We start from the raw sequence: 10,388 nt of genomic DNA, 5'->3' as shown, positions 1-10,388 counted from the left end.
CGGCCGAAAGGGTCGACAACGGGGCGCGAATCGGCCCTCGAATGACCCGAATCACGCCGCAGTTGCCGCCATCTGAAAACTCGCGCATCTGCACTCGTCGCAACGAGCGTTGTGCAGACCTTCCCTAAGGGACGAAATGCAGAGGCTGCAAAACGTCCGCCCTTACTGCGATGCAACTGGCGGAAGCTGCGCCAGACTGCGATAGCCGCCGCGCATCAGCGCCTCGCCACGCCTAACCAGCCGCCGCACGCGGGCACGCAAGGCGCTGTCCTTGTGCCAGTCGGCCACGACGGCATCCGCGCCGAATAGTCCTTCGGCGACTTCGCGCAAGGACGCGCCCGCCAGGGTCGCGTCGAGCGCCTGCAAGGTGTGCAGTTCCAGCACCGCGGCCGACGTGGGCCGGGAGCGGGCCGCCGCCGCAGGCGCGGCCACGGTCGCGGCGGACAGTGCATCCAGCTCGGCGGCAAGCGCGCGGTAGCGTGCGCAGGGCGTTGCGCAGGCGCGGGTGGCGTAAAGGTAGGCCATGCCGTCTTCCAGGCCAGGCGCGAGCGCGAGCCGCAGGCAGCAGCCGGGCCAGTGCGATAACAGGACCAGGCGCTTTCCGTCGTGGATCAGTTGCTTGCGGCCAGGCACGCGCCAGAACTCGAAGGCATCGGCCTCGGGTGGCGGATCGGCATCGGGAAGAAGCTGCACCACGGCATCATGATCGGGGAACCAGGCTGGGTGCGCGTCGCGCGCATCCAGAGCGGGATCTTCCAGCAGGCGCAGGCCCCAAGCCTGCGCCGCGTCCGGCCGCCGGCGACGGCGCAGCCAGTCGCGGCGGTAGCCGGGGTTTCGGCGCAAGTATTCCCAAGCCAACGCGGGGCCGTCCAGGTGCAGGACGTAGAGATAGGCCGCTGTCGGATACCAGTGTTCGGCGCTGCGATCAGTCATGGCGAGACCTCCCTGTTCTTGGGGTGCGTCGCCACGGATTCCGCCGTGCGGGAGCTATCGAAACGCCATCAGGTCGTCATCAAAAAAGGTTAAGCTGTAACTGTCGGTGTCAAGACCGTTTGGCTCCGGCGTGTTGCGGAAATCGTCTGAATGCGACGGCTGCACAACCCGGAAATGGTGCGCGGCATCGGATACCGTGCCGCAGGCCGCGCCAAAGATCATGACTGTTTGCATCAGGCTGGCACCGCTTCGGTGCATCAATGCCGATTGAGACCGTACAGGTCTTGGGTAAGACCGAAAGAGTCACAATGCGCCCCGGCTGGCCGGGCTGCGCTGGCCTTCATCAGTCCGTGATCGCGCCGTTCTCCTGCGCCAGCCGGACGTACTCCGACAGCGGGCGCAGCGCCTGGAAATACCGATCCCGCCGCACCGGCAGCTTGCGCGGGCCGACGATGCCGGTCAGGTCGGAGAGCTTGACCGTGCCCAGCGAGGGCATCCCGATACCGAGGTCGATCAGCCCGTAGGCCGTGTCGTCATCCGCAGGGTCGAGCGACACCAGCAGCCAGGTCACATGCGCGTCGGGGGTGAACAGCCGCACCACGGGCAGCGGGTCGAGGTGCTGGCCAGCAGCGAGCGCCGCCCCGTGGGCGAGCAGCCGGGCGCGTTCGTCAGCAGTGACAAGTGGCAAGGTCATGGCCAGAACCTCCACGAAACCGAGGATGCGCGGATGCGCTTCTGCGTCGAAGCACGGAACCGCCAAACCGTCTGCGTGCTTTCGTGCGCAAGCACGGATGCGCAAGCCATCGCATCCTTGGAAGAACGCAAGCGCAGAAGCGGAATTGTAGGAAGCCGGAAAGACACGGATGCGATTCCCCGGTTCTGTTGGAATCCGTAAATACGGATTTCCGTAAAAGCACGGAACAGCGTTTTTTCGTCAATGAGTTAAAGATAACGTGGTTTTAATTGTCCTTCGATTCGACGCTTCTGTCTATGCAGAAGCGATCCGTTCAGCCAGGCCGACCGGCCGGCGCTACCACTTTCGATGCCGACCTGGCGCAAGCCTTCGGCGCGGCGGTGCGTGCGCTACGGATGGAGCGAGGGATTGCGCAAGAATCGCTGGCGCACCTGGCCGGCATCGAGCGTTCGCACATGGGCAAGATCGAGCGTGGCGAACACATGCCCACGCTGGCGGTCATCTTCAAGATCGCCAGCGCACTTGAATGCAGCACGGCTGTGCTGATGAGCGAGACCGAAGGCCAGCTTGAGGCGGCCCGGTCGTAGCGGGACTGCGCCCCGCCGCGGTGGGCGGGGCGCTGGTGGCCGTCAGGCCGCCTGGGGCTTGCTGCGCGACCAGATCAGGTCGTGCGTGCCGTCCTCGCCTTCGATCAGGCGGGCATAGACCGTGGCCGGGAACGAAGGATCGTCAAGGGTCACGGAGATGTACTCCCGCCCGGCCTCGCTGGTCTTCTTCCATGCCGCGCCGATGTCGTGACTGGCGGCCTGCAGGCGGAAGTCGGGGGCCTTCTCGTTGTCCCCCTTGTCGTTGGGCACCAGCTTGACCTTGACGTTGAGGGTCAGGGTGCGAAGCGTGCCGGTGAAGCCGTCTTTGTCTGCGGTGAAGGTGCCGATGTTGGCCATGATGATTTCTCCTTTTGGTGGAACAAGGTTCGCGCCCATCGCGTCCTTGTTGTGATCCGGCCGGCGGGGGACGGGCGGGCTGCACCGCTTGCGGTCGCAACGCAGTGGAGAGCCGGGAGGCGAAAAGAATTTGGCCCGCGAGGAATGCGCGCAGCGCAGGGGAAATTGTTTTCGCTGGACGGTTGCAGCCATGAAGCCCGAGGCGCAGCCGTGCCACCGCCAGGATTCACAACGAGACAAGGACGCCTTGGGCCGAACCGCTCCGAAAGGAGATGGGGCCGGCTCGGCATCCCCGCTCGAAGGCTTCTCCGGCTCGCCCACTGACGCGGGCCAGGTCAACCACCCGACGACAGGCCAGAACGCCCTTGCCGCACCTTGCGGCGCCGGTCTTGAGGCGTGACGTGGAAGCTCCATAGCGATGCCGGGCGGGTTGTCCGTGAACCGTCCTTCGTGACGTGACGGGCAGGAACCACCAGCGTTGAGGACGGCTGGTATCTGCACAACCTGCCGCAGCAAGCGCCAGCGCATCGAGGGGCGCCAAGCTGCGCGCGGCGGGGATAGCCCGCAGGGCTTTCCCCTGGAGGCAAGCGAAGCGCGCAGCGCCGCAGGCGCGAAGGCGTGAGGGATTGACGCCGAATGGCCGTGACGGCAAAGACGGCACGGGGCGCAGCCCGAAAGCCCGGCGGCGCTGTGCGCCGACACGCTAGGTCAGTTCTCGCCCGAGAGGTCCGGTCGATAGCGGCCCACCTCGATGCAAAGGCAGGACCAGGCAACAGCCTCCAGCAGGCTTGCCATCACGTCCGACGGATAGTGGGCTCCAAGGTAGACGCGACTGAACCCCACCACCAAGGCCATCGACACTGCGACAATCGCAACCGCCGCGCGCCAGCCCGGCGATGTTGTCTGGTGCCAAGTCAGGTAAATGAGCATAGCCGCAGTGGCAGCGGCGGCGATCGTGTGACCGCTGGGAAATGCATAGCCATGGGCCGAGACCAGCGCATCCACCGGGGGCCGGGGCCGTTGAAAGGCGCTCTTGGCTAGCAGGTTCAGGAGCATCGCGCCCGGTCCCATTGCGAGCAGCAGGTGGAATTGGCGCCAGCGGCGCCGAAAGGCCTGCGCCGCCAGGATGATGAAAATGAGGCTGGCAATGGCCTCATCGTGGACACGATTCACCCAAAGCAGCGCGGACGTCATCACATCAGTGCGAAGCGCACTGATCGCCCTCATCCAGTCAAGTTCCAGCGCGCTGTGTTCGTGCTCGATCGCCGCCTCATGCGCCAGCCAGAAGAAGAGCCCTGCGGCAACGACGGCGACAGCGAATGGAGGCCATTCCCATCTGTGCCTGTGAACTCCGCGAAGCGCAAGACGGCTCATCATGCGAACCGCTCCCACAGTGCCAGGCACCAGACCAAGCCGCACAGCACGAGAGCTATCAGAACCGCCGCGCTGCCCATGTCCTTCGCGCGCTTCGACAGTTCGTGCTGTTCGTAGGAAATCCGGTCAATCGCAGCTTCGATGCCCGAGTTGAGCAACTCGACGATCAGCACCAGAAGAAGCGAGCCCATCAGCAGGGCAAGTTCCTTCCAGTCGCCAGCCACCCAAAGAGCCAAGGGGGCGAGCACGAAGGCGAGCAGCACTTCCTGGCGAAATGCACTCTCCCCGGTGAAGGCAGCCCGCAGTCCGTGCGCCGAGTGGTGCAGGGCATGGATGATCCGGTCGAACCCAGTGCGGCCCTTGTGCGGGTTCATGGCGCACTCCGCTGTCGCCGGCAAGTGCTGACCAGGTCTCGGTCAGCGACGTAGCGTGCGGTGTCGATGTGCAAGAGCCCCAGCACCGAATGGAACAGATTGTCGTGATGCGCCGGCTGGCTCGCGCGTCTACGCAGGCATGCCTCATCGACGCCGCCCCACCCACGCACGCCAGTGCCGCCCAGCCACCAGACCATCGGCACAGCCAGTTGCTCCTGCGGCGCAATCGCATAGGGCATGCCGTGCAGATAGAGTCCTTTTTCGCCCAGTGACTCGCCGTGGTCGGAAACATAGATCAGGCCGACATCGAACCGCTGCTCTTGTGTTGCAAGCAGGTCTATGGTCGATGCGACGATGTGATCGGTGTAGAGGATGGCGTTGTCGTAGGCATTGACAATCTCGTCCCTGTCGCAGTCCCGCAACTCCGCTTTCGTGCACTCTGGCTTGAACCGGGCGAACTCTTGGGGGTAGCGCTTCGCATAGGCGGGACCGTGATTGCCCAATTGGTGCAGAACGACGACGGTATCGTGCGCTGGCCCCTTGCTGGCGCCGTCTATGATCTCGCGTAGGCCTTGAACAAGAACACCATCGAAACAGCGGCCGCCTGGACAAAGGGGCGAGTCGGTGTTGCTGGACGTCATATCCTTGAACTCGACGCCCGCGCACACGTTCTTGCAGCCGCTTTGGTTGTCGAGCCAGACGACGCGCATGCCCGCGCGAGCCAGCAGTTGGATGAGCGACTCGCTTGCCCGTATGCGCGTTTCGTCGTAGTCGGCACGTCCTTGGGACGAAAACATGCAAGGCAGCGATACCTCCGTCGAAGTTCCGCACGCGCTCGTTTGTGGGAAGTTGATGATGGGACGCTTGGAGAGTTCTGGATTCGTCGGCCGCGAATAGCCGTTGAGGGAGAAGTTCATCGCCCGCGCGGTTTCGCCGACGATCAGCACCAGCAAGCGCGGCTTCTGTCCGACTGCAGCGCTCGCGGTCCGGATTGGCATCAGAGGCTCAGCAGTCCGCGCTGCATCTCGCAGGTCGTCGGCGAGCACGCGCCCCGTTGAATAGATGACGTTCCCAGGAGTGATCCGATAGCGCAGTTCTTTATGGTTCCGCATGGTTGACGAGAAGTCCTGGAACCCGAGCAGAAGCGCGCCGAGTCCCACCACGCTGACACCGGCCACAGTGAGCACTCTTATACCCAGCGCCCTGCGCCACGGCTGTCGGCGCAGCGGGATGCGCCAGATGGCAAGCGCCACCACGCCGGCGAAGCCCACGTTCGCGAGCAACCGCGGCGTGATGAGTTCCGAGGCTTCTCGCACATCGGTGCGCAGTGCGTTGCGCAGCATCGACGGATCGAGCACCACGCCATAGTGCAGCATCATGTGCTGCGCAATCAGCGCGCTCAGCACGAACAAGGTCAACACGGGCCGCACCGTGAGGCGCGTACTCAGCAGCAGGGCCGGCACAGCGTGCAGCCAGGCGATGAGCAGCGCAGTGGACAGGAGGAATTGCCAAGTCTTCGGATCACCGAAACTTCGGCTGGCGAGCGTGGCTTGCCAGAAGGGCAGGTTCGCAAACACCACCAGCAGGGCGATGACCACGAGCACCAAGCGTTCGACAGACCATTGCTTCGGCGGTGTTGCAGCGATCTTTGGCTCGGCGTCCGCGTCGATCCGGCCTTGCGATGTCGGGCCGCTCATTGCGGGGTCTCTGCCGCGACAGAGTTCGTGTACAGAGGGGATGCGCGACCAGGGGCCATGAGCGGGCTGAACACAAGTGCCGCCATCCACAGGTCGATCGCTGCCGACCACAGGTTGTGGCTCATGAAATGAGCCCCTTTTGCCACCTGCAGAATGCTGAAAGCAGTGCCGACACCAAGCCCTAACCAGAGGCCTGCGCGGCACAAACCGGGGCGACCTAGCACGGCTCCGGCAAATGCAACGGCGACTATCGAGAAGCCGCCAGCCGCATGCCCGCCCGGAAAGCAGCGGCCCGCTTCCACGCGAGATACGAACCAGGAAGCGCTGTATTCGGCGGCCCCGCCATAGGCCTTCAGGCTCCATGGGCAGGCGTGGCTGTTGATGTCCTTGAGCAGTGTTACGACGACTGGCCCGAGCGCCATGGCCAGAACCAGTGTCCAGACCAGTCCGCGATGCCGGGCGATTCCTGGAAGCCTCGGCGCTGCAATCGCGGCGGCGAGCAGCAGCAGCCAACAGATCAGTACGACAGACTTGCCGATGCGATGGCCGAGCAGTTCGATCCAGCCATGGGTGCCGACCAGAAATCGGTGATGCGCGGGATCGTAGAAATAGCCGCTCAGCGCGGCGTCAAGCCCAGAGTCCCTGAACAGCACCGCGCACGCTGCAAGACCCAACGGCAGCAGAACGCCGACACGGAACCAGAAAAGGCTATGGGGCGGCCATTTGCCGCGATCTGATAGGAGCATCGGAAGACTTGTTTTTCAAAGCCTTCAGCGTATGGACAGGGCCGTGAGCCTCCCATCGATGCGTCGTCAAAGTTCCGTCAAATCGCCTGGGGTTCCTTAAAAGAAATCGAGAACTGCGTTCCTCTGGGGACTGCTGCCGTGACGCTCAGATGCCATCCATTGACCTCGGCGACCTGCCGCACAATGGCCAGACCAAGCCCGCGTCCGAAGTCACTTGCCAAGTGATTGGCCTCCTGAGCGGCGGGTGCGTCAGCGAGTCGCCCTCGGTAGTAGCGATCGAACACAAAGGCGCGTTCCTCTTCAGGTATGCCCGGCCCGTCGTCGGCGACGATCAGTTGCGTTTGCGCATAGCTGACCCGCAATCTGGCCGGAGCCGCATGCTCTGCAGCATTGCGAAACAAGTTACGCAGGATCGCCATCAACGCTTGGCGGTCTACGACAGCAACCACCTCTCTGTCGACGTCATTGGATAGGGCCAGTGCCCGCTTCTCCGGCAATTCTCCAAGACTTGCCCACGCATCGTCGATGCAATCTGCGAGGAGGACAGGTTCGGCAGGCGACACCTGGCCTGTTCGCAGGGCACGCATCGACTCCAGCGCGCCGGTGATGGCGTCGATCGCAATGAGAGATCTTTGAAGGCGCTGTGACGGCGTGACACCGCTGGCGACTTGTGGCGACGCATGATCGCCATCGCGCAGGCTCTGGCTCTGCAGCATCTCAAGGTCCGTTCGGAGTGCGGTAAGCGGTGTCCGAATCTCGTGGTGGATGTCGGTCAAGCGCTCGTTCTCCCTAGCCAATCCCAGTTCCCAACGGGCTTGGACACGCTCGAATGCCTTGAGAACACGTTGTTCTTCGTCAGCCGGGGGTGTTTCTCCGTGCTCGGATGCCGGAGCCCAGTGGTCGAGCAGTTGAGCAACCTTCTCCAACGGCGCTACCAGCACGGCGGCAACATACTTGGCAATCCATGCCGCCAGTCCGATGAAGACCAGCGCGAGCACGAAAACTTGCACGGCGAAGGCGCGTACCTTGTTTTCATTGCTGACGGCGTTGTAGCGAACATATAGGCGCCCCTCTGCCACCGGCATCACCATGATGTGATATTCCGCCCCTGGCGTGCTGTCCAGATGCGGGCCGTTCGCCAAGTCTTGCATCTCCGCAGGCACTGGGCGAGGCACGGAATCACCTTTGCCAACCCACCACGCCTCGTAGCTTTCCGGCAATAGGCTGTTGCTTATTGCTGCTGCGGGGCCGCTTTCCGCGAGTCGAGCGGCCAAGCGATGGGTCTCGGCCAGAACAAGTTCGTCAACGAGTTCATCTTCCTGTTCATGCAGGGACAGCACTGCGATGCCGCCCTGGACGAGGGTGAATGAGGCGACCAGAGAGACCAGTGCGACCATGACGCGCCGACGCAAGCTCATGCTTCGCCCTCCGTCTGCAATCGCCAACCCACACCGTGACGGGTTTCCACGCCATTGAACCCCGCTTGGCTGAGCGCCCTGCGCAATAAGTGAATCTGGCTTCGTAGCGCGTCGCTGTCAGGCGCGTCGTTCTGCCAGAGGGCTTCCTCAAGCTCCGCTCGCGATACCAATCGACCTGGGTCTCGCATCAGCACTTCTAGGATTTGAAGGCACCGCGGCGAAAGGTGGACAAGCTTATCACCAACAAACGCCTGCTGCGTGCGCAAGTCCAGCCTGAGCGGTCCCGCGCGAAGCGGGCCGCTCGACATGGCGCCAGTCGCTCTACGATGCAGCGCATGCACGCGCAGGGACAACTCCGCCAGCGAGAACGGTTTGACCAGGTAGTCATCCGCGCCGGCCTCGAAACAGGCTTGTTTGCTCGACATGGCGTCCCGCGCGGTGAGCACCAGCACCGGCAGGGTCAGTCCCAGTTGGTGACGAAGTTGCTGCAGGACTTGCTGACCATCGAGCCGTGGCAGCCCCAAATCGAGCACCAGCACATCGAAGGTCTGCTGCCTTAGCTGCACCATAGCGGCTTTTCCGTCGTAGGCGATGTCAACTGTATGCCCTTGCGCTTCCAAATATTCGACGACGTTTTGAGCGATCGTCTGCTCGTCTTCGACGACGAGAACATGACAACTCGACACTGGCATGGCAGGAGCCTTCTTGTGGCGGTTAGCGTGGGTAAAAGTCTAAAGTTGTCGCCCAAGAGCCCGACAAAATCCTCAGCGGTCGCGGTTGGCTTCGCCGGCTGATGATGTGCATGTTCCTACTTCGTTTATATCTCTGCAACGGGGGTCAAGTATGGCTGAATCCGGCAACTGGCTAGTATGGGCACTTCTGTCGGCAGTGTTTGCGGCTGCGACTGCGGTCCTTGCCAAGATTGGGGTCCAGGGGATTGATTCAGACTTGGCGACCCTTGTACGCACTGTTGTGATCGGTGTCCTCTTATCGCTGTTTGTACTATCTACCGGCAAGTGGAGTAATCCGCTTCAACTGCCTAGCAGATCGTTGTTGTTTCTGTTCCTATCGGCCGTTGCTACCGGCGCATCCTGGGTTTGCTATTTCAGAGCACTGCAGGTCGGTCCTGTTTCACTAGTGGCGCCAATCGATAAATTGAGCGTCGTGCTAGTGATCGCATTCGCTTTCATGTTTCTCGGGGAGCGTCCTTCCACGCGTGAATGGTTGGCAGTTGGCATGATCGGCGCGGGCGCCATCATGCTCGCGTTCAAGAAGTAGCCCCAACCAAGTAAAATCGTTCGTTACGCTATCTTTCGCCGCGGTAGTCCACGGTTTCTCCATTAATAATACGGCCAGCGGGGCCACAATGAATTTGCCCAGGTTGCTAGTCGCGCCGCTCGCCAAACGCTGCTATGGGCGGCGCGTAGGAAGGCACGGGACGAGGTGAGCTGCCGAGTCCTCGGCTGGTCGGCTGACTGACGAGGACGCTGCGCGCCAGACGCGTTGACCGAACTGGCAAGGCATTAAATCCATGCCGCAGTTGGCTTGCGAGCAAAGGCGAGACCCGTGATGGGATGAATTTCGGTGAGATCGGCGCGAACCGTCCAGCCCAAGGACGGACGATAGCCGCGCATTTCGCCTTCGCCGTGCCACTGCCAAGATTCACAACGAGACAAGGACGCCTTGGGCCGAACCGCTCCGAAATGAGATGTGGCCGGCTCGGCATCCCCGCGTGAAGGCATCTCCGGTTCGCCCGCTGAGGCGCGGCTAGGTCAACCACCCGACGACAGGCGAGAACGCCCCTGCCGCACCTTGCGGTGCCGCTCTTGAGGCGTGGCGTGGAAGCTCCATGACGATGCCGTGCGGGTTGTCCGTGAACCGTCCTTCGTGACGTGATAGGCCAACTGCCAGCGTCGAGGACGGCACGCATTCACACAACCTGCCGCAGCAAGTCGCGGCGTACCCTGTCACGCTCTGCCATGGCGGCGGGGCGCTGGCCCGGCCGATCCGGCAACGCCGGTTCGGCGGTGTTCGAGGGGTGCCAAGCCACGCGCGGCGGGGATGGGCCTTGCGGCCGATCCCCTAGGGAAGGTCTGCACAACGCTCGTTGCGACGAGTGCAGATGCGCGAGTTTTCAGATGGCGGCAACTGCGGCGTGATTCGGGTCATTCGAGGGCCGATTCGCGCCCCGTTGTCGACCCTTTCGGC

12 protein-coding genes are annotated in these 10,388 nt (G+C 62.9%); 2 read left to right on the top strand and 10 right to left on the bottom strand.

What is annotated here, in order from left to right; all coding sequences use genetic code 11:
- Positions 1 to 162: 162 nt before the first annotated feature.
- From ACFQNJ_RS19125 to ACFQNJ_RS19115, 3 genes are all read right to left on the bottom strand, one after another.
- On the bottom strand, positions 163 to 933 hold the full coding sequence (locus ACFQNJ_RS19125) for a DUF2285 domain-containing protein (protein WP_382260323.1): 771 nt from the start codon (positions 931 to 933) through the stop codon (positions 163 to 165).
- Between the two features lie 54 nt (positions 934 to 987).
- Positions 988 to 1,167, bottom strand: a complete 180-nt coding sequence (locus ACFQNJ_RS19120; RefSeq protein WP_148043763.1) for a hypothetical protein — start codon at positions 1,165 to 1,167, stop codon at positions 988 to 990.
- Between the two features lie 109 nt (positions 1,168 to 1,276).
- The gene (locus ACFQNJ_RS19115) at positions 1,277 to 1,627 is read right to left on the bottom strand and encodes a DUF2958 domain-containing protein (protein WP_123108863.1); all 351 of its coding nucleotides are present in this window, start codon (positions 1,625 to 1,627) and stop codon (positions 1,277 to 1,279) included.
- Between the two features lie 296 nt (positions 1,628 to 1,923).
- On the opposite strand from ACFQNJ_RS19115, the gene ACFQNJ_RS19110 reads away from it, so the two are divergent.
- Positions 1,924 to 2,214: a helix-turn-helix domain-containing protein gene (locus ACFQNJ_RS19110; protein WP_382260319.1), complete on the top strand. Its 291-nt coding sequence runs from the start codon at positions 1,924 to 1,926 to the stop codon at positions 2,212 to 2,214.
- 42 nt (positions 2,215 to 2,256) lie between these two features.
- On the opposite strand, the gene ACFQNJ_RS19105 is transcribed toward ACFQNJ_RS19110, so the two are convergent.
- The 7 genes from ACFQNJ_RS19105 to ACFQNJ_RS19075 form a co-directional block, all read right to left on the bottom strand.
- Positions 2,257 to 2,571 (bottom strand): DUF736 domain-containing protein, encoded by a 315-nt coding sequence (locus tag ACFQNJ_RS19105; RefSeq protein WP_019726278.1) that lies wholly within the window; start codon positions 2,569 to 2,571, stop codon positions 2,257 to 2,259.
- A gap of 708 nt (positions 2,572 to 3,279) precedes the next feature.
- On the bottom strand, positions 3,280 to 3,948 hold the full coding sequence (locus ACFQNJ_RS19100) for a phosphatase PAP2 family protein (RefSeq protein WP_382260316.1): 669 nt from the start codon (positions 3,946 to 3,948) through the stop codon (positions 3,280 to 3,282).
- Positions 3,945 to 4,319 carry a diacylglycerol kinase gene (locus ACFQNJ_RS19095; RefSeq protein ID WP_382260314.1) on the bottom strand — a complete coding sequence of 125 codons (375 nt, stop codon included), beginning with the start codon at positions 4,317 to 4,319 and terminating at the stop codon, positions 3,945 to 3,947. Before ACFQNJ_RS19095 ends, ACFQNJ_RS19100 begins: the two co-directional genes overlap by 4 nt.
- Complete coding sequence (locus ACFQNJ_RS19090) at positions 4,316 to 6,016, bottom strand: phosphoethanolamine transferase (RefSeq protein WP_382260312.1); 1,701 nt, start codon at positions 6,014 to 6,016, stop codon at positions 4,316 to 4,318. The genes ACFQNJ_RS19095 and ACFQNJ_RS19090 overlap by 4 nt, the downstream gene beginning before the upstream one ends.
- Positions 6,013 to 6,762, bottom strand: a complete 750-nt coding sequence (locus tag ACFQNJ_RS19085; protein ID WP_382260310.1) for a phosphatase PAP2 family protein — start codon at positions 6,760 to 6,762, stop codon at positions 6,013 to 6,015. The genes ACFQNJ_RS19090 and ACFQNJ_RS19085 overlap by 4 nt, the downstream gene beginning before the upstream one ends.
- A 77-nt stretch (positions 6,763 to 6,839) precedes the next feature.
- Positions 6,840 to 8,180, bottom strand: a complete 1,341-nt coding sequence (locus tag ACFQNJ_RS19080) for a sensor histidine kinase (RefSeq protein ID WP_382260308.1) — start codon at positions 8,178 to 8,180, stop codon at positions 6,840 to 6,842.
- Positions 8,177 to 8,872, bottom strand: a complete 696-nt coding sequence (locus ACFQNJ_RS19075) for a response regulator transcription factor (protein WP_382260306.1) — start codon at positions 8,870 to 8,872, stop codon at positions 8,177 to 8,179. The genes ACFQNJ_RS19080 and ACFQNJ_RS19075 overlap by 4 nt, the downstream gene beginning before the upstream one ends.
- A 151-nt stretch (positions 8,873 to 9,023) precedes the next feature.
- Between ACFQNJ_RS19075 and ACFQNJ_RS19070 the strand changes: the two genes are divergently transcribed.
- Positions 9,024 to 9,458: an EamA family transporter gene (locus tag ACFQNJ_RS19070; protein WP_382260304.1), complete on the top strand. Its 435-nt coding sequence runs from the start codon at positions 9,024 to 9,026 to the stop codon at positions 9,456 to 9,458.
- Positions 9,459 to 10,388 lie beyond the last annotated feature (930 nt).

This window comes from Hydrogenophaga bisanensis (assembly GCF_042665135.1).
Taxonomy (GTDB): Bacteria; Pseudomonadota; Gammaproteobacteria; order Burkholderiales; family Burkholderiaceae_C; genus Hydrogenophaga; species Hydrogenophaga bisanensis.
This window is presented reverse-complemented; position numbering and strand designations above follow the sequence as displayed.